This window comes from cf. Phormidesmis sp. LEGE 11477 (genome assembly GCF_015207105.1).
Taxonomy (GTDB): domain Bacteria; phylum Cyanobacteriota; class Cyanobacteriia; order Phormidesmidales; family Phormidesmidaceae; genus Phormidesmis.
Genome location: NZ_JADEXO010000062.1, coordinates 17669 through 35479 on the forward strand (window position 1 = coordinate 17669; position 17811 = coordinate 35479).

The window sequence follows — 17811 nt, forward strand, 5'->3', positions numbered from 1 at the left end:
AATAGGTGGTTTGAGCTCTTCTAAGATTCAGTGTCCCTTAGTACTGCGCTAGCTCGTAGGAGAGCAATAAGTCTATTGAGACATGACTACATGTAGGGATAACCGATACATAGGGATAACCGATACGGAAAACCGGTTATAAAAGTGGAACCCACTCTTTTAATATGGACAGGATAAATAGGGCTCAGGTAGACTTTTTTTAGCCTAGTTTTTTTAGCCTAGGAATAAGTGACGAGATGATAGACGCAGATAAAAACGACAACCAGCAAGGTGCCGAAGAGAGCGCTGAGAATATTGAGGAACTTCGTGTGGAAGATGCCTCGGCAGATATTGATTTCGAGCAGACATTTGACTCTGCAAGTGAACCTGTGGGTGAATCTGCAGGTGAGCCTACTGTGGGCAATGATTCGGTGGACGACGATATTTCTTTTGAGGATGCCTTTAGCGCTGAGGCAGAAGCAAGAGTCGCTTTACAGCAGCAGACAGAATCTTTACAGTCTCAGCTAGAGGAACGGAGCGGGCAGTTTGCTCGTCTGACGGCTGATTTTGATAATTTCCGTAAGCGCACGTTGAAGGAGCGCGAGACCCTAGAAGAGCAGGTGAAGTGCAATACAATCAATGGCTTACTAGAGGTCGTCGATAACTTTGAGCGGGCTAGGTCTCAGATCAAGCCGCAGAGTGAAGGTGAGCTAGCTATTCACAAAAGCTATCAGGGCGTTTATAAGCAGCTAGTGGAGGCGCTGAAGAAGCTGGGTGTGTCGCCGATGCGCTCTGAAGGAAAGGAGTTTGATCCGAATCTGCATGAGGCTGTGATGCGCGAGCCTACGAGCGACTATCCCGAGGGAACTGTTATTGAGGAGTTTGTCCGTGGGTATGTTCTAGGGGAGCGCGTGCTGCGTCATGCAATGGTCAAAGTAGCTACGCCGCTAGACTCCACTGCTGAATCCGGGTGACTGTTCTCTTGAGACAACTGTTTCGAGACAAGGGTTTAGCTCAGTCGGGTTTGGCTCAACCAACCTTCACGAGGCCCGTCCGAGCAGATTATGGGAAAAGTTATCGGTATCGACCTAGGAACTACTAATAGCTGCGTGGCTGTGCTTGAAGGCGGTAAGCCCGTGGTTATACCCAATACTGAGGGTGGTCGGACGACGCCAAGTATTGTGGGATTTGCTAAGGGAGGAGAACGCTTAGTCGGTCAACTAGCAAAGCGTCAGGCAGTAACGAACGCGGAAAATACGGTCTACAGTATTAAGCGGTTTATTGGCAGGCGCTGGAATGATACTGACTCGGAGCGATCGCGCGTCCCTTACAAATGCACTAAGGGCAAAGACGATACCGTCGATGTGGTGATCAGATCAAAGAGCTTCACTCCACAAGAAGTCTCAGCGATGACGCTACAAAAGCTCAAAAGTGACGCTGAAGCCTACCTGAGCGAACCAGTTGACCAGGCTGTAATCACAGTGCCAGCTTATTTTACTGATGCCCAAAGACAGGCTACTAAGGATGCAGGTGCGATCGCGGGTCTAGAAGTCCTTCGGATCATCAATGAACCGACTGCCGCTGCCCTTTCTTATGGCTTAGACAAGCAAGACCAGGACCAGACGGTTTTAGTCTTTGACTTAGGCGGTGGCACCTTTGATGTGTCTATTTTGCAGCTAGGCGATGGCGTTTTTGAAGTTAAGGCAACCTCTGGGAACAACCAGCTAGGGGGCGATGACTTTGACAACTGTATTGTCGATTGGATGATAGCCGCCTTTCTTAAGCAGGAAAGCATGGATCTAACCAATGACCGCATGGCCCTTCAGCGGATTCGAGAAGCGGCAGAAAAAGCGAAAGTCGAGCTTTCTACAATGGCAAAGACCTCGATTAATTTGCCATTCATCGCGGCAGATGAGACAGGGCCAAAACATCTGGAGATGGGACTGACGCGATCGCAATTTGAAGAGCTGGCGGCCCCGCTGATTCAAAACACGCTAGAGCCAGTTAAACAGGCGCTAAAAGACGCCGAAATTAGTGCTGAAGACGTCGATCGAATCCTACTAGTCGGTGGCTCTACTAGAATCCCTTCTGTACAGGCGGCGATTACCGAATTCTTCAATGGTCAAGCGCCCGACCGCTCAGTCAATCCAGACGAAGCCGTTGCCTTAGGCGCTTCTATCCAGGCTGGCGTGCTCGGCGGCGAGGTCAAAGACCTACTTTTGTTGGATGTTACGCCGCTATCTCTAGGCATCGAAACGCTAGGCGATGTCTTTACTAAAATCATCGAGCGCAACACAACCATCCCCACTAGCAAAACTCGGGTATTTTCGACGGCTGCCGACGGTCAAACTTCTGTAGAGGTCCACGCGCTTCAAGGCGAAAGAGCGATGGCCAAGGACAACAAGAGTCTAGGCCGCTTTGAGCTAACGGGTATTCCAGCCGCACCTAGAGGCGTTCCTCAAATCGAAGTCTCTTTCGAGATCGACGCTGACGGTATCCTACAAGTTGCTGCTAAAGACCTAGGAACCAACCGCGCTCAAAGTATCAAAATCACCAATCGAGGGGGTCTGTCTCCTGCCGAAGTTACCCGGATGAAAGAGGAAGCCGAAGTTTATGCAGGCGAGGACGAACAGCGCCGGGTGGTCGCCGAACTGCAAAACCGAGCAGATTCGCTCTTCTACAGCTACGAATCGACGCTGCGTGATAACGCTGACGTTATTTCCGAAGAACTTAGAGCCCAAGCAGAAGCCCAAGCAGAAGCGCTAAAAGCAGCTGTAACAGACAAAAACGCGCAGCCTGCTGACATCTCACAAAAGCTAGATGCGCTGCAGCAAAGCATCTTCGACATCGGTTCTGGAATCTATCGCCAGGTGACTAAAGATAGTACAAGCAGTGGCGACCTCAACGAGGAAATGCCAGGAGCTAACATGGCCACTGATGATGGGAGCTCAGCCGCTGATGCAGAACCGGCTGCTCAGGCATCTGCTGCTCAACCAGCTAGCCAGCCAGTTGCTGCAAACGTAGCCGTAGAGGCTAACGCCAGTAAGGACGTGTCACAGCAGTCCGAACTAGAAGCTGCTCAGTCTCTAGATCAACCTCCGGCGCAGACCTCAAACCAGACCCCAGACCAGTCCTCAAATGAGAGTGCTGCCGCAACCACCTTTGATGTCGCGGCTGGCGAAGAATTTGATATTGATAATACGATTGCTGCTGATTACGAAGCGATTGATTGACATACTCTCCCAGCAACCGCTGCGCGGTATGCAGTGAGATTCTTTAGATCGCTCTAAAGATTTCCTGCTTCAAAGCCAGTTGACTAAACGACGTTACCGCCGCCCCCGCCACCTCGGCTCCACAGGCATTTTCCATTCCCCGCTGCCCACGGGTACAAATCACTTGAGCAGCGGCAGTATCTCTCGGTTTAATCGAGCCACAAGCCCGACAATGAGAAACCCGTACGCTCAAATCTTTTTTTACGTCAGCGCCGCAATCAGGACACTCCTGAGACGTGCCATAAGCATTCACCTGGCCGTAATACACATCGCGCTTAAAACACACCCACGGAAGAATCTGATTAGTGAACTGGCCTAATCCTGCATCAAGCGTATGCTTGCCCAGAAAGCCTTTAGCCATAATCCTAAAATCAAGATCTTCAACGAAGATTGAACTCGCTTGATCACACAGCCGGTGAGCTAGCTTGAAGTGCCAGTCCTTCCGAGTATCGGCAATGCGCTGGTGAACTCTCGCAATCTTCTTCTGAAGCTTCAGCCAATTTTTTGACCCCTTTGTCTTTTTCTTTAGCCTGCGTTGCAGCAATTTCAGCTTGCGGGACAAGGCATCCAAAAACCGAGGTCGCTTGACCTGTAATCCATCCGAAGTTGAGAGAAAGTACTCAAGCCCTACGTCAACGCCCAGGCTGTGACCGTGATACGGCACTGCCGGGAGGTCAACATCGGCCTCTAAGCTAAGCATGACGAAGTAGCCGGAAGCTTTGTGCACAATTCGAGCCTGCTTAACCGTAAACAGGTCGGGAATCTCTCTCGACCAGCGAACTTTAAGCCAGCCCAGTTGCGGTAACTTAAGGCCCATTTCAGAAATGCAGTTTTTAAGCATCTGAGGAAAGGCAAAGCCACGCATTCGAGTTTGGTTCTTAAACCGGGGCAGTCCTGAGCGCTTTAGTCTCCATCTCTCCCAAGCAATATCCAGCTTTCTCAATACCTGTTGCAGCATCTGAGCATTAACACTACGCAATTCATGTATCTCTTTCTTCGCTGCCGTTAGCGCTTTAGCTTGGCGGTGGTAGCCAGGAAAAGGACAATCTGCACTCAGAATATATTCAGAACGGAGCGAGCAGGCGTTGACCGGGCACTTGCGAGAATTCAGCCAGTCTTTGCGTTCGCACAGCGCGTAATTCCAGACCTTGCGGCACACTGACAAAGTGCGCTCAATTTCTGAAACCTGCTCAGCGCTTGGCTCTAACTTGAATTCCCACGTCATGTTTAGCATATCTACAATATACTATGCTCAGTTGTAGATTGCTCGCAAAGTTCACCTGGCTTACACCACCCCCTAAGCCTACGGCTATAGGCGGAGTACGTGCGATTCGTTCTATGCGAAAGACCCGCCATAAAGGTCATAAACATAGGGAAGGTCAAAGCAGATGCTTAAACCCTTCTAACTCCTGATGGATGTGGGTGAAAGTCCCACTGTCACGAGGGTTGATAACTCCCAATCTGACCACACCGAGCAAGCCCCAAATCTTGCAGAGTGAAGCTGGTAACAGGGCGCAATCAGAGCCAAGGCAGATAGGCACACTGGCGCTAACGGGGAGACGCCAAGGATAAACAGGTTCTATAAAAGCATCCAAGCCTACGAGGTACGAGGACTGCCGTAACCCTCAACCTGTACCGAACAGAACTCGCTTGGTTTTGTGCTCGACACAAGCTCCCTTGAGTCTCGGTGGGTGAAATGAACCGTCCTAAAGCGTCATACCAATCCTGAAGGGGAACGAAAAGAAACGTCTTGTGAGTCACAGCAAAGTCGATTGCTGTGTAGGTAAGGGGGGATACGGAATTCTCACAAGACGGGTAGGACAAGCCGTAACTGGCTTGAGGATGATAGAACACACGACGCTCGCGCAGACTACAGGTTAGACACATGAAGCAAACGCAACATAGTGAATCTTGGCAGGCGCTCCCATGGAAGCAATTCCAGAAGACGTTGTTCCGGCTGCAACATCGCGTGTGGAAAGCGATTCAAGCAAATGATAAGAGGCGAGCGAAGAACTTGCAAAAGTTAATTCTTCGCTCCAAGTGCGCCATCTTCATGGCTATCCGACAGGTCACCCAACTCAATCAGGGAAAACAAACCGCTGGAGTCGATGGAAGAACAGCGCTAGAAGGCACCGAAAGGTTCCAGCTAGCCAAGCAACTAGAAGAACATACGTTCGACTGGGCGCATCAGAAACTCAGAGAAATACCTATTCCTAAAAAGGATGGGACGCTCAGAGTGCTAAAAGTGCCGACTATCGCGGATAGAGCTTGGCAATGCCTGGTGAAATACGCAATGGAACCGGCCCATGAAGCAACCTTCCATCCACACTCATATGGATTTAGGCCCGGTAGAGGCTGTCGGGACGCCCAGAAGCATCTGTTTCAAAAGCTATGCCATCACGGCAAACAAAAAACCGTTTTGGAAGTAGATATTGAAAAGTGCTTCGACCGGATAGACCACGGCCACATCTTGAGCGCGGCTATCTGCCCGCAGGCAGTAAAGGTGGGGTTGCTCAGGTGCCTAAAGGCGGGGACTAGCCTCGGTTACCCCGACCAAGGAACACCTCAAGGGGGCGTGATTAGTCCCTTGCTAGCCAACATTGCACTCGAAGGTGTCGAAACAGTGGGACGATATAAAGCCAGCAACGGCAGAACCATCGACTCCTATATTCGTTACGCAGACGACATGGTGTTCGTCCTGCCCAAGGGGATAGAACCCGAATCGGTGCTAAGTCAGCTAGAGCGACACCTAGCGCCGCTCAAACTCAACGTGAGCCAAGCTAAAACGCGCATTACCTCATCGACCAATGGATTTGACTTTCTTGGGTGGCACTTTAGGGTAATGCCGAAAGGAAAGCTTCGGATAACGCCTTCAAAAGGTAACTATCGGGCCTTCCGAAAGAAAGTTAAAGACATCATCATCAGCTCGAATATCTCTGTTCCTAGAAAGGTTGAGAGACTAGCGCCGCTCGTCAGCGGCTGGCGAAACTACCACAAGTACTGTTACATGAGCGGGTCAAACTTCTCAGCTTCAGCGCTCAGGTTAGCTTTCGTTAGGCGACTGAGAACAGGGACTAGCCTCACTCGACACGAGCGGAAGAAGGCCGTTGAGGCTGCCTTCTTGACGGTCGGATACAAACAAAATGGCCACGTCAAAGTCAAAGGGACTAAAACACCTTTTGATGGAGATATCAATTACTGGAGCCAGCGCAAGTCAAAGCACTACCAGGGATTGAGGGCCAACTTGCTTAAGAAACAGGGGCATAAATGTTGGCGGTGCAAACTCAGCTTCATTGACAATGAGCCGATTCACTTGCACCACATAGACGCTAATCACAGCAATCATAGCTATAGCAACTGCGCTATGGTTCATGAAAGCTGTCATGACTATATCCACATGAACGCAAACGTCGAAGCCCGATGAGTCATATCTTCGGGTTTGAGATGTCAATCATTCGGGAGCTGTATGCTGGGAAACCAGCACGTACAGATCTAAAGAGGAGGGGCGGAGCGTAATAGCTCCCCTCGACCTCACCTAGCCGACTACCTGATAGGGTGGGCAAAAACACGTAGGCAAAAGTCGCCAGAAGAGTAGGGTTGGAATGGGTGAAAGCCGCCCTATGCAACAGAAGGTTTGCTATACAATGGGTCAATATATATTGATTCGTGAACTGCAAATCCTCTTTTTGACTGACGTTCTATGGCCCGTGATTACTACGAAACTCTGGGTGTCTCTCGCAGCGCCGAGCCAGATGAGATCAAGCGTGCCTACCGTAAGCTAGCGCGTAAGTATCATCCAGACGTCAACAAAGATCCGGGCGCGGAAGAGACCTTTAAAGAAGTCAGTCGCGCCTATGAAGTCCTTTCAGAGCCAGAAGTGCGAGCTCGCTACGATCGCTTCGGTGAAGCCGGGGTAGGGGGTGCCGCTTCTGCGGGCGCGGGCGGATTTCAAGACTTTCAGGATATGGGCGGATTTGCCGATATCTTTGAGAGTTTTTTCAACGGATTCTCAGGGCAGCCTGGCCAGCAGAGACGACGAGGTCCCATGCGTGGCGATGATCTGCGCCTCAATCTCAAGCTGGACTTCAAGGAAGCTGTCTTTGGTGGCGAAAAAGAAATCAGGATTAGTCACTTAGAAACCTGCACCACCTGCAGCGGCTCGGGTGCAAAGCCGGGAACTCGGCCAAGAACCTGCACCACCTGTAACGGCGCGGGTCAGGTCAGACGAGCAACGCGCACCCCGTTCGGCATTTTTAATCAAGTTTCAACCTGCCCGACCTGTAACGGTAGCGGCGAAGTGGTCGAAGATCGATGCGAAACCTGTGGTGGTAGCGGTCAAAAGCAAACCAACAAAAAGCTAAAAATTACCATACCTGCAGGTGTCGAAAATGGGACTCGGCTGCGGGTATCAGGTGAAGGCGATGCTGGTAAGCGCAATGGGCCAGCGGGCGACTTGTACGTCTATCTAGTGGTTAACGAAGAGTCTAAATTCAGAAGAGACGGCATTGACATTCACTCTGATTTGAGTGTGAGCTATTTGCAGGCCATTTTAGGCTGTGAGTTAGAAGTAGAAACGGTAGACGGAAAAGTTTCGATGCAGGTGCCTGCCGGAACGCAGCCAAATACCGTTTTGTCTTTGGACGGGCGCGGTGTGCCTAGGTTGGGCAATCCAGTCAGTCGGGGTAAGCATTTAATTACGGTGAAGGTAGATATTCCAACCCGGCTGAAGTCTGAAGAAAAAGAACTGCTGACTCAGTTAGCAGAAGTTCGAGGCGAACTAGTTGGCAAGAGCAAAAAAGAAGGCTTTCTAGGAGGGCTATTTAATGGATAGTCTTGCAGATCGCTGCCTCGATTTGAGAGGAACGCCCTGCCCCTTGAATTTTGTACGAACGAAGCTAACTTTAGAGAAAATGAAGCCGGGCTCATTGCTAGAAGTCTGGCTAGACCCAGGTGAGCCAATTGAACAAGTGCCAGATAGTCTACGAATGGATGGCTATGGGGTGGAATTGGTTGATGATCGCACGGACTATTTTGCGGTGCAGGTTCGCCGTCCATCCGGTTCATGAAACCGGATACGGTGAGGCCAGATGCGCTCAGGCTAGATGCAATGGGGGCAGTGTCTTCTACGCCCTTCACTGCTGAGGCTTTGACCGGAACGGTGGTCTCAATTAAGGCGAATTACTACTCGGTGCAGTTAGAGGGAATGGCAGAAGAGGCATTGCCGCAGATCTCATCCGGGGAAAAACCTGTTTTGCTGTGCATCCGTCGAGGATTGCTCAAAAAGCTAGGACAGCAGATTATGGTGGGCGATCGCGTCACCGTAGAAGAACCTGACTGGCAAGGCGGGCGAGGTGCGATCGCCGCGATTCATCCTCGGCGAACATTTTTAGACCGTCCACCCGTTGCCAACGTGGATCAGGTGCTGCTGGTATTTGCGATCGCCGAGCCCGATCTTGATACCCATCAGCTCAGTCGCTTCCTCCTCAAAGCTGAGTCGACAGGGCTAAGCATCACGCTATGCCTAAACAAGTGCGATCTGGTGACTGAAGAAATTGCACACCAGTGGCAAGATAGACTAGCAGGCTGGGGCTATACGCCGCTGATGGTGAGTATTCGAGATGATTTTGAGCTGCCTAAACGCCTGCTGACGGCGCTGCAGGGTAAGATCACCGTGCTAGCGGGGCCATCGGGTGTAGGCAAATCCAGTCTGACCAATCGGCTGATTCCTGCCCAAAACTTAAGAGTGAGTGCAGTATCAGGTAAGCTCAGTCGCGGTCGTCATACCACTCGTCATGTAGAGCTTTATGAGCTGCCCAACGGTGGATTTCTAGCTGATACCCCAGGATTCAACCAGCCAGATATTGTCACGACAGCGGAGGCGCTCGGTGACCTCTTTCCTGAAATTCATCAGCGCCTTACTGACAAGAGCTGTCAGTTCAGCAACTGCCTTCATCGCGATGAACCAGGATGCGCTGTCCGGGGAGCGTGGGAACGCTACGAACACTATCTCCTGTTGCTAGAAGAAGTCATAAAGCAGCAGCAGGCACTTTTGCATAAGGGTGAGGCCGAAGCTACTGAGAAAGTGAAGATGTTGGAAGATGGCAAGATCTTGCACGAGCCCAGGTTAGAGGCAAAAAAGTATCGGCGGACATCGCGCAAGACCCGCAATCAGGCTTTTCAAGAGCTGTGCTTGGACCTATCAGAAGTGAGCGATTTAGAAGATTTAGAGGATCTAGAAGATCTAGGTCGATAGCTCTACCTACTTTAGATCTACTTGCTTTACTCGCCGCAGTACACAATCAAATCAATCTCTACATCGCCAAACCCGGCTAGCGCAGTGACGCCGACCGTCGTTCGTCCGGGATATCGGCCTGACGTGAACCGACTAGAATAGATTTGGTTAACCGTTTCGTAATAGCGAAAATCGGTAACGAAGATTCGAGACATGACAACGTTTTCAAAGCTGGTTCCCGCGTGCTCCAATACGAGTCGAAGGTTGTCCATTACCTGCTCGGTTTGTGCCTCGATCGATCCCTTGACGACTTCGCCCGTATCAGGATCTTCTGCTAGCTGTCCGGTGACAAACAAGAAATCGCCCGCGCGAACAGCATGAGAATAGGGCGCGACGGGTGGCAGTTTGCCCTCTGGGAGCGTGATGAATTCCAGCATTTTATTGAAACAACGATAGATAGCTTGGGGGTTTGCCCTTCTCAAAGCGGATAATCAGCGGACTGTATGCTCGATGGTTAGCGGTGCCAAATGGTGACGCCACCCGGTTTGTCGATCAGGGTAATGCCTTGCGCTTTAAGCTCGTCTCGAATTCGATCGGATTCTGCATAGTTTTTGGCTTGTTTCGCGGCGGCGCGCTGGGCAACGAGGGTTTCGATTTCGGCATGACTAGGGCCCGTATCAGCGCTATCGGATTCGATTGATTGAGCTTCTAGCCCCAGCACACCTGCGAGTGTGACTAGAGTCTGCCACTGCTGCTGAAGCTGCTTTGGATCGGTATCAGGCTTACCCTCGTGAACGATCAAGTTGCTTTGACGCTGGAGTTCTTTGGCTAAGCCGAACAGAATTGCGATCGCCCCAGGCGTATTAAAGTCATCATCCATCGAGGCCCGAAATTGATCGACGGCTGCCTCGTCTAAATCATCAGCGGCAATATCATTAGCCGATACTGTAGCCCAGCCTAGACTTTCACCGTGCTGCGTCCCAAAATTTAGCCCTTCATTCAGGGTTGCCCAGCCTTTCTTTGCAGCGACAATAGCCTCTTCGGTAAAATCGAGCGGCATCCGATACTGAGACTGCATCACAAACATGCGTACAGCCATCGGGTCGGGGCCTGCTTCTGCATCTAGCAGATTACGAATCGTTGTGAAATTGCCCAACGACTTCGACATTTTGGTGCCGTCTACATTCACCATGCCGTTGTGCATCCAATAGGTCGCGAGCGGTTTACCCGTGGCGGCTTCGGATTGGGCTATCTCGTTTTCGTGGTGAGGGAACTGGAGATCTGCGCCGCCAACGTGAATATCAATGGTGTCTCCGAGGCGATCGCGCACCATGGCGCTACATTCAATATGCCAGCCCGGACGCCCCGGCCCCCAGGTCGATTCCCAAGACGGTTCATCTGGCTTAGCCGCCTTCCACAGCGCAAAGTCAAACGGGTCTTTCTTGATAGAGTCCGCTTTCGTGCCTACTCGGCCACTGCGCCCTGCTTCCATATCATCGAGCTTGCGCCCCGATAGCTTGCCATAGCCGTCGAACTTACGTACCGAATAATACACATCACCCTCGGCAGGATAGGCATAGCCCTTGTTCTCTAGCTCGTGGATCAGTCGTTTAATTCCATCAATAGTATGAGTGGCGTAGGTATATTCATCGGCTTCTAGAATATTGAGCCGCGCCATATCCTCAAAGTAAGCAGCCGTATATTTTTCGGCAACCGCCCCCATCGAAGACTTTTCATTGCGAGCGCGATTTAGGATCTTGTCGTCGATATCGGTGAAATTTTGAACATAGCGCACGTCGTAGCCGCGCCAAGAGAGATAGCGACGAATCGTATCCCACACAATGTACGAACGCGCATGCCCCAGATGGCAGTAGTCATAGACAGTTACCCCGCAGCAGTACATCGTCACCTGATTGGGAGTAAGCGGTTCAAAAGCTTCCTTCTGGCGAGAAAGCGTATTGTAAATGGCTACGCTCATAGGGTCTGTATGGGGGCTATATATATCGAGATCGACTGCTCAAGAAAATGCTCAAGCAAACTCAATAGTAAATTGGAAACTCCCATCACAGCGCTAAACTTTTGCACCAGCTTCCTTTAATTGACGTAAACTTACTCCCGCAATCCTTAGCGAATGCGTGATAATTAAGCCACAAATAACCACAAATAATTAGATTAAAAATCTCTGCTTAACGATTCGCTCGTTCGATAGCCACTACCTAGCAAACCGATCTCTATGACTGCCACGACGCTCGCTCCTAATAAACCTATGGATGCTTCTAAGCATGGCCTACCCGTCACGATCATCACTGGTTTTTTAGGCAGCGGTAAAACTACGCTGCTCAATCACATCTTGACCAATCAAGAAGGGCTGAAGACAGCCGTACTGGTGAATGAATTTGGTGAAGTAGGCATTGACAACGATCTGCTGATCAAAACAGGTGATGACAGCATGGTCGAGCTCAGCAACGGCTGCATCTGCTGCACAATTAACAACGACCTGCTAGAAGCCGTCTACAAAGTTCTAGAACGCTCAGACAAAATTGACTATCTGGTCGTCGAAACTACCGGCCTAGCCGATCCTCTTCCTGTCGCTTTGACTTTTCTAGGCACAGAGCTACGAGATCTAACCCGGCTAGATTCCATTGTGACGGTCGTTGATGCCGAGAACTACAGCTTGGATTTGTTCAACTCTCAGGCTGCCTACAACCAGATTGCCTACGGTGACATCATCCTGCTAAACAAGATGGATTTGGTAGACGACGCCGACGCCGACAGCCTGGAAGTCAAGCTACGTGATATCAAAGAAGACGCCCGCATCCTTCGCACGGATCATTCAGACGTGCCACTGCCTCTGATTTTGAGTGTAGGTCTATTTGAATCAGACAAATACTTTGGAAAGAGCGCAGAAAACCAGGCCAAAGAAGACAGCCACGACCACTCCGCTCACACTCATGATGCTCATGACCACTCAAGTCATGAGCACTCGGGCCACGATCATTCCGGTCATGATCATGAAGCGCACAACCACGGTGACCATGACCACGCGAACTGCGAGCACGACCACGGTCACTGTGAGCATGACCATGAGCACGATCATGACCACAGCACCCACTCTCATCTAGACATTGACGGCTTTACCTCTGTCTCTTTTGACAGGCAGCAGCCTTTAGCTATTCGCAAATTTCAGTACTTCTTAGATAATCAGCTGCCTGCATCCGTCTTTAGAGCGAAAGGCATCCTGTGGTTTGATGAGAGCCCTAAGCGCCACATCTTTCACCTCAGCGGCAAGCGCTTCTCGCTAGAAGATGAGGAGTGGGCTGGCCGTCCGCAAAAGAATCAGCTAGTGCTGATCGGTCAAAATCTAGATGAAGAAGCACTACGAACCCAGATTGAGAATTGCTTTTGCACTGAGTCAGCAGAGAGTGGTAGAGGGTTTGGCCGATAGAGTTTTGGCTGATAGAGCTTTGGCTAATAGAGCTTTGGCTAATAGAGCTTTGGCTAATAGAGCTTTGGCTGATAGATGGATTGACGAGTAGATGAGGGTTTTAATTCAGCGGGTGAGTTCATCTCAGGTCGCGGTGGATAGCGAAGTCATCGGCTCTATTGGTCGAGGATTGAATCTACTGGTAGGCATTGGCCCTGCAGATACCGAAGCTGAATTGGAATGGATGGCGAAGAAATGCCTCAGCCTGCGACTATTCCCAAGTGATTCTAAAGGGCGATTTGACCAATCAGTCGCGGAAATTGACGGTGAACTGTTAGTAGTCAGTCAGTTCACGCTGTATGGCGATAGCCGAAAAGGAAGACGACCTTCATTTGCGAATGCTGCGCCACCTGCTACGGCTAAGAAGCTGTATGAAAAATTTGTGCTGCGGCTGCGCCAGAGCGGGCTGAAGGTAGAAACTGGCAGGTTTGGCGCAATGATGCAGGTGTCTATCGAGAATGACGGGCCAGTCACTTTATGGCTTGAGAAAGAAAGCTAGAAGAAGCAATACTCGATAGAAGCGATACAAAATAAAGTGCGTAAAAGCAGAAAGTATAGTTTTGTCCTTTCTCTGTCATTTACGAATTCAATCGAAGATTGTTGAATACTCCGGTTCTTTGGCTGGGTTCCGCTGTTAAGGTTAAGAGATATTACTGCGGTGTTGCGTTTTGTAGATTTTCGCAACGCTGAAAGCTGGAGTTAACTATGACCAAGCAAGTCGTTTTCTGCGATTTTGACGGCCCGATTGTAGATGTATCAGAGCGCTACTACCAAACCTATAGACAAGGACTACAGGCGATCGCATCCATCCACACTCGAGCAACCGAAAAGGCCCTGCCAATTAATCCGCTATCCAAGCATCATTTCTGGCAGATGAAGCAGAACCGGATAGCAGATATCGAGATCGCTATCCGCTCCGGGATTCCAGCTAACTGGTTTGAGCCATTCATTCAGCAGGTTCAAAAAATCGTCAACCATCCCAGCCTGCTGCTGTGGGATCGACTGCAGCCCTCCGCGCAGGCGGCTCTATGCCATCTAAGGCAGGCAAATATGCGTCTAGTGCTAGTCACGCTGCGCCATCCTCAGCAGGTGAATGCTTTTTTGCAACAGCGGGGATTAACTCATTTAGTCGATGCGGTATACGGAATCGCAGACACGAATGCGGCCTACGTAAACCGGGTAGAACAGAAATGTGAGCTGCTAGCAAAGGCGATCGCTCAGCAAACAGCAAAAGGCTATCAAACACAAGATAGCTGGATGCTAGGGGATACTGAAGCAGACGTGATTGCGGCTCAGACTATGGGGCTATGCTCAGCGGCGCTGACCTGCGGCGTTCGCAGTGAAACGTATTTACAAAAGCTAGCGCCTACAGCAATGCACAGTGAAATTCTCTTAGCTGCACAGGCAGTTACCCAGACAGCGAAGCTACAAGTGGCAAGCCTCAGCTAGCAATTAGTTCTGCTAAAGAAATAACTCTGGTATAACTCCGGCAAAGATAAGCTGTAGTTATTTGGTCTCATAGCGGTTCCACCACTGCTGCAGCGGGTAGTAAAGGGCAGGTGCCCAGAGGCTGCTCAAGATTGCTGAACTGAGGGCAACTCGCTGGTAGTACTGCCAAATAGAGCTCAAGCTGCTGTAGAGAGCATCTTCGCCAAGCAGATACTGTCCGGCGAGCTGTAGGGCCATTACGCTTTCGGTGGCGATCGCTAGGCCAAAGACGATGATGGCGACAGAAATAAGATCTACCTGCACAAATCGACGGCGGTGCAGTCGCGCTGTGATGATGCCAGCTAGCATTAAACCTGGAACATGGGTGGGGAAATTGCCAGTGAGCCCGTCTTGCAATAGGCCCAAAACGATGCCTACGATCGCACCATCAAACTGCGTGCGGCGGATGCTCCAAACCACCACCCAAACCAGCAGCCAGTTAGGCCCTACTCCTAAAATATCCATTCCTGGCAGCCTAGTTGGCAAAAGCAATAGACACACCAGCACCGAACCGACTGTAAATAGCCAGTTCCAAATAGGCCGATGGGATTTGAAACGTTTGGTCGGACGTCTAGCTGAACGTCTAGAGCGATAGAAATTCATAGATACAGTAGTCGCCGCTACTCTGGATCGTTGACAATTTCGGCAGGAGCCGCATCAACGTCTAATTTTGGAGAGTATGGATTAATGCTTACCCACTCTAAGTTACTCACTGGCACAGAAAGCTGAATGATAGCTTTTGGTGCTGGGCTATTGCCTAAATCAATCGAAGCAATGCGTCCAATCGGGACGCCCTGAGGGAACAGCCGACTGAACGCTGAGGTAACGATGACATCCCCTACTTTGACATCGGGAACCTTTTCAAAAAAGAACATCGTAGCCTGAGTATCGGCTTCTCCACGAATGTATCCAGTTGAACGACTCCGGCTGACTTTTGCCCCAATTTGACTGTTGGGATCGCTTGCTAGCAGCACTCTAGAAGTGCTAGGCGTCACCGCTGTAATCCGCCCAACTAGCCCGCCTGGACCGGTGACAATATCGCCTGCTTTAACGCGATCGCGGCTCCCTTTATTGAGAATGATCTGTTGCCACCAGTGATCGGCGCTGCGTCCAATTACAGCGGCAAGTGTGGTAGTGTCTAGCTCACTATCTTGTTGGTAGTCAATTAGCTCACGTAGCTTTTGGTTTTGATTTTCTAGTTCTACAACCCGCTGCTGTAAATCGAGCACATAGGCATTGTCTAGCTCGACTCTTGGCGGAGCCGCTAGATGGAAAGGCTTGGTGACATACTGATAGGCTTCGTAGATTAGCGTGCCGTTGGTTTGGCGAATTCCCCAAGCAGAGCCGATGGCCAGAAGAATCAGAACTCCTCTAAGTGCATTTTTATCCCACCATCGTCTTAGAGCAAACATCTAGACCACTTTTTGCTTAACTAACTGCTTTGGGTTGGACGGTTTTTATGACAAAGCTGATATCAGGCTGCTTCGTATGTATCAGGTCCGAATTATGAATACTCTAGCGTCTGATTACGACGATTGACTGCCGGTGACTGTCGACAAGTATCAGAAGTGATATCAAAAGTGATTCGAAGAAGCAATCTCAGAAGTCGCGGGAGCGAGCGCTGAAAATTCGTTCCATTTGGTTGAAGTTCTCAAGTGCTCGGCCCGTCCCTAAAACAACGCAGCTCAGCGGATCAGCAGCAACGTGAACGACAATGCCAGTCTCGTGAGAAATCAGTGTATCCAATCCTCTAAGCAGTGCGCCGCCACCCGCAAGCATAATTCCCCGATCGATGATGTCAGCCGCCAGCTCCGGCGGTGTATTTTCGAGGGTTCGTTTGACGGCTTCGATAATCACAGATAGCGGCTCGGCCATACTCTCACGAATTTCCGGGCTCTTGACGGTGACGGTTCTAGGCAGACCCGAAAGCATATGGACACCACGCACCTCTAGTGAAGCCTCATCATCTTCTGGGCCGGGATAGGCAGAGCTGATCTTTACTTTGATTTCCTCAGCGGTGCGATCACCTATATCCAGATTATTCACTTTCTTCATATACTGCTTGATCGAATCGGTCAGCTCATCGCCTGCTACCCGCACCGATTCACTACGCACAATGCCTTGAAGACTCAAAACGGCTACTTCTGTCGTGCCACCGCCAATATCGACAATCATGTTGCCAGTGGGCTCGTCAACAGGCAGACCCGCGCCGATGGCTGCCGCTACTGGCTCATCGATCAAAGAGACCTCACGTGCCCCTGCTTGCAAAGCCGCTTCCATCACCGCCCGGCGTTCTACGCCCGTAACCCCGCTAGGAATACCAATGACCACCTGCGGAGAGACTGCGGCCTTATTATCATGCACCTGGCGAATGAAATGCTTGAGCATGACTTCGGCGGTATCAAAATCTGCAATCACGCCATCTCGCAGCGGACGAATTGCCCTGATGTTACCAGGCGTACGCCCCAGCATCTGTCTAGCTTCTTCGCCTACCGCTAGCGGGCGTCGGGTGGTTTCATCGATGGCGACTACTGAGGGTTCTTGTAAAACGATTCCCCGGCCTGAGACGTAGACGAGGGTATTTGCTGTACCAAGGTCGATACCCATGTTACGGGAGCGGGAGAAACGATCGAATAAGGCCACAAGCTAAGGGTCCGTAATAGCGGTTAATACTGATATTTCTAGCAATCAGAATGAATCTTATTACGTTTCATATCGCGCGTCTAGTCGGTATATCCGGCTTTATACCGCTGCTTTGTAAATTAATGCCGCAGAATCAATGTCGCGTAGATCACCCTAGGCAAATGACTTGGATAAAAGTAAAAGGTTCGGATAGACGCTGCTGAATAAACCGAAGTAATCGCAGGTAATCGCACAAAAAATAGTCACAGAAGTAACCATAATGAAGTAACCAGGCTGAAGCAACCGCACCGACATAATCGCAAAAATAAGTAGTCAGTTAGGAACGAGAATTTAATAACCTGTCTGATTTCAAGTTTTACCGCAGGCTCTCAGCCTAAATCTTTCTCCCTAGGGGAGAAGGACTTCAAGCTCCCTCTCCTTCGAGAGAGCATGTATTTAGCGTCGATTGGTTGGTGGCTTACGTTACTAAACCCACCCCGACCTCCGCTACGCTCCGGCCACCCCTCCGTAGGAGAGGAAATTGGCTCTGAGCCCTATGTTTTTAGCATCTCGGCCAGGAATTCCCCTCTTGGGAGGGGTGCCCGATAGGGCGGGGTGGGTAAGCAACGTAGGCTGCTGACCAACAACTACGCTAGACACGTACTCGGGAGAGGGCTAGGGTAAGGGCGGCAGAAAATGTGCATCTTATTAAATCTTCGATCCTTAGCTTTAGC

Annotated in this window: 15 protein-coding genes; 9 read left to right on the top strand and 6 right to left on the bottom strand. The window is 50.5% G+C overall.

Annotation, left to right across the window (positions count from 1 at the left end; all coding sequences use genetic code 11):
- Window positions 1-236 precede the first annotated feature (236 nt).
- Window positions 237-953, top strand: a complete 717-nt coding sequence (grpE, locus tag IQ256_RS17080; protein ID WP_193856756.1) for a nucleotide exchange factor GrpE — start codon at window positions 237-239, stop codon at window positions 951-953.
- A gap of 90 nt (window positions 954-1043) precedes the next feature.
- Window positions 1044-3212: a molecular chaperone DnaK gene (dnaK, locus tag IQ256_RS17085; RefSeq protein WP_193856757.1), complete on the top strand. Its 2169-nt coding sequence runs from the start codon at window positions 1044-1046 to the stop codon at window positions 3210-3212.
- 43 nt (window positions 3213-3255) lie between these two features.
- Here dnaK and IQ256_RS17090 read toward each other — a convergent pair whose 3' ends face one another.
- On the bottom strand, window positions 3256-4485 hold the full coding sequence (locus tag IQ256_RS17090) for an RNA-guided endonuclease TnpB family protein (RefSeq protein ID WP_193856758.1): 1230 nt from the start codon (window positions 4483-4485) through the stop codon (window positions 3256-3258).
- Between the two features lie 651 nt (window positions 4486-5136).
- Between IQ256_RS17090 and IQ256_RS17095 the strand changes: the two genes are divergently transcribed.
- The 4 genes from IQ256_RS17095 to rsgA all read left to right on the top strand — a co-directional run bounded on the left by IQ256_RS17095 (window position 5137) and on the right by rsgA (window position 9504).
- Window positions 5137-6675: a reverse transcriptase domain-containing protein gene (locus IQ256_RS17095; protein WP_193856759.1), complete on the top strand. Its 1539-nt coding sequence runs from the start codon at window positions 5137-5139 to the stop codon at window positions 6673-6675.
- Between the two features lie 276 nt (window positions 6676-6951).
- Window positions 6952-8082 (top strand): molecular chaperone DnaJ, encoded by a 1131-nt coding sequence (gene dnaJ / locus IQ256_RS17100; protein WP_193856760.1) that lies wholly within the window; start codon window positions 6952-6954, stop codon window positions 8080-8082.
- Window positions 8075-8317, top strand: a complete 243-nt coding sequence (locus IQ256_RS17105; RefSeq protein ID WP_193856761.1) for a sulfurtransferase TusA family protein — start codon at window positions 8075-8077, stop codon at window positions 8315-8317. Before dnaJ ends, IQ256_RS17105 begins: the two co-directional genes overlap by 8 nt.
- Window positions 8314-9504 carry a small ribosomal subunit biogenesis GTPase RsgA gene (gene rsgA / locus IQ256_RS17110; RefSeq protein WP_370623472.1) on the top strand — a complete coding sequence of 397 codons (1191 nt, stop codon included), beginning with the start codon at window positions 8314-8316 and terminating at the stop codon, window positions 9502-9504. The genes IQ256_RS17105 and rsgA overlap by 4 nt, the downstream gene beginning before the upstream one ends.
- 26 nt (window positions 9505-9530) lie before the next feature.
- On the opposite strand, the gene IQ256_RS17115 is transcribed toward rsgA, so the two are convergent.
- Together IQ256_RS17115 and cysS are read right to left on the bottom strand one after the other, a co-directional pair.
- Window positions 9531-9920 carry a RidA family protein gene (locus IQ256_RS17115; protein ID WP_193856762.1) on the bottom strand — a complete coding sequence of 130 codons (390 nt, stop codon included), beginning with the start codon at window positions 9918-9920 and terminating at the stop codon, window positions 9531-9533.
- Between the two features lie 77 nt (window positions 9921-9997).
- Window positions 9998-11461 (bottom strand): cysteine--tRNA ligase, encoded by a 1464-nt coding sequence (gene cysS, locus IQ256_RS17120; RefSeq protein ID WP_193856763.1) that lies wholly within the window; start codon window positions 11459-11461, stop codon window positions 9998-10000.
- 255 nt (window positions 11462-11716) lie between these two features.
- On the opposite strand from cysS, the gene IQ256_RS17125 reads away from it, so the two are divergent.
- The 3 genes from IQ256_RS17125 (at window position 11717) to IQ256_RS17135 (ending at window position 14416) form a co-directional block, all read left to right on the top strand.
- A complete protein-coding gene (locus IQ256_RS17125; RefSeq protein ID WP_193856764.1) occupies window positions 11717-12928 on the top strand; it encodes a GTP-binding protein in 1212 nt (403 codons plus the stop codon).
- Between the two features lie 91 nt (window positions 12929-13019).
- Complete coding sequence (gene dtd / locus IQ256_RS17130) at window positions 13020-13466, top strand: D-aminoacyl-tRNA deacylase (protein WP_193856765.1); 447 nt, start codon at window positions 13020-13022, stop codon at window positions 13464-13466.
- Window positions 13467-13672: 206 nt separating this feature from the next.
- Window positions 13673-14416 (top strand): HAD family hydrolase, encoded by a 744-nt coding sequence (locus tag IQ256_RS17135; protein WP_193856767.1) that lies wholly within the window; start codon window positions 13673-13675, stop codon window positions 14414-14416.
- 57 nt (window positions 14417-14473) lie between these two features.
- Here the strand turns inward: IQ256_RS17135 and mreD are convergent, their stop codons facing one another.
- From mreD to IQ256_RS17150, 3 genes are all read right to left on the bottom strand, one after another.
- Window positions 14474-15058 (bottom strand): rod shape-determining protein MreD, encoded by a 585-nt coding sequence (gene mreD / locus IQ256_RS17140; RefSeq protein ID WP_193856768.1) that lies wholly within the window; start codon window positions 15056-15058, stop codon window positions 14474-14476.
- A gap of 17 nt (window positions 15059-15075) precedes the next feature.
- Entirely contained in the window at window positions 15076-15867 is a 792-nt protein-coding gene (gene mreC / locus IQ256_RS17145) for a rod shape-determining protein MreC (RefSeq protein ID WP_193856770.1), read from the bottom strand.
- Window positions 15868-16054: 187 nt separating this feature from the next.
- Window positions 16055-17062 (bottom strand): rod shape-determining protein, encoded by a 1008-nt coding sequence (locus IQ256_RS17150; protein WP_193856771.1) that lies wholly within the window; start codon window positions 17060-17062, stop codon window positions 16055-16057.
- Between the last annotated feature and the right edge of the window lie 749 nt (window positions 17063-17811).

Excerpts from the sequence above, each read along its gene's own strand:
- dtd (WP_193856765.1), top strand. The coding sequence starts at position 13,020 with ATGAGGGTTTTAATTCAGCGGGTGAGTTCATCTCAGGTCGCGGTGGAT.
- IQ256_RS17105 (WP_193856761.1), top strand. The coding sequence starts at position 8,075 with ATGGATAGTCTTGCAGATCGCTGCCTCGATTTGAGAGGAACGCCCTGC.
- IQ256_RS17115 (WP_193856762.1), bottom strand. The coding sequence starts at position 9,920 with ATGCTGGAATTCATCACGCTCCCAGAGGGCAAACTGCCACCCGTCGCG.
- mreC (WP_193856770.1), bottom strand. The coding sequence starts at position 15,867 with ATGTTTGCTCTAAGACGATGGTGGGATAAAAATGCACTTAGAGGAGTT.
- grpE (WP_193856756.1), top strand. The coding sequence starts at position 237 with ATGATAGACGCAGATAAAAACGACAACCAGCAAGGTGCCGAAGAGAGC.
- IQ256_RS17135 (WP_193856767.1), top strand. The coding sequence starts at position 13,673 with ATGACCAAGCAAGTCGTTTTCTGCGATTTTGACGGCCCGATTGTAGAT.
- cysS (WP_193856763.1), bottom strand. The coding sequence starts at position 11,461 with ATGAGCGTAGCCATTTACAATACGCTTTCTCGCCAGAAGGAAGCTTTT.
- IQ256_RS17125 (WP_193856764.1), top strand. The coding sequence starts at position 11,717 with ATGACTGCCACGACGCTCGCTCCTAATAAACCTATGGATGCTTCTAAG.
- IQ256_RS17090 (WP_193856758.1), bottom strand. The coding sequence starts at position 4,485 with ATGCTAAACATGACGTGGGAATTCAAGTTAGAGCCAAGCGCTGAGCAG.
- rsgA (WP_370623472.1), top strand. The coding sequence starts at position 8,314 with ATGAAACCGGATACGGTGAGGCCAGATGCGCTCAGGCTAGATGCAATG.
- IQ256_RS17150 (WP_193856771.1), bottom strand. The coding sequence starts at position 17,062 with ATGGGTATCGACCTTGGTACAGCAAATACCCTCGTCTACGTCTCAGGC.
- IQ256_RS17095 (WP_193856759.1), top strand. The coding sequence starts at position 5,137 with ATGAAGCAAACGCAACATAGTGAATCTTGGCAGGCGCTCCCATGGAAG.
- dnaJ (WP_193856760.1), top strand. The coding sequence starts at position 6,952 with ATGGCCCGTGATTACTACGAAACTCTGGGTGTCTCTCGCAGCGCCGAG.
- mreD (WP_193856768.1), bottom strand. The coding sequence starts at position 15,058 with ATGAATTTCTATCGCTCTAGACGTTCAGCTAGACGTCCGACCAAACGT.
- dnaK (WP_193856757.1), top strand. The coding sequence starts at position 1,044 with ATGGGAAAAGTTATCGGTATCGACCTAGGAACTACTAATAGCTGCGTG.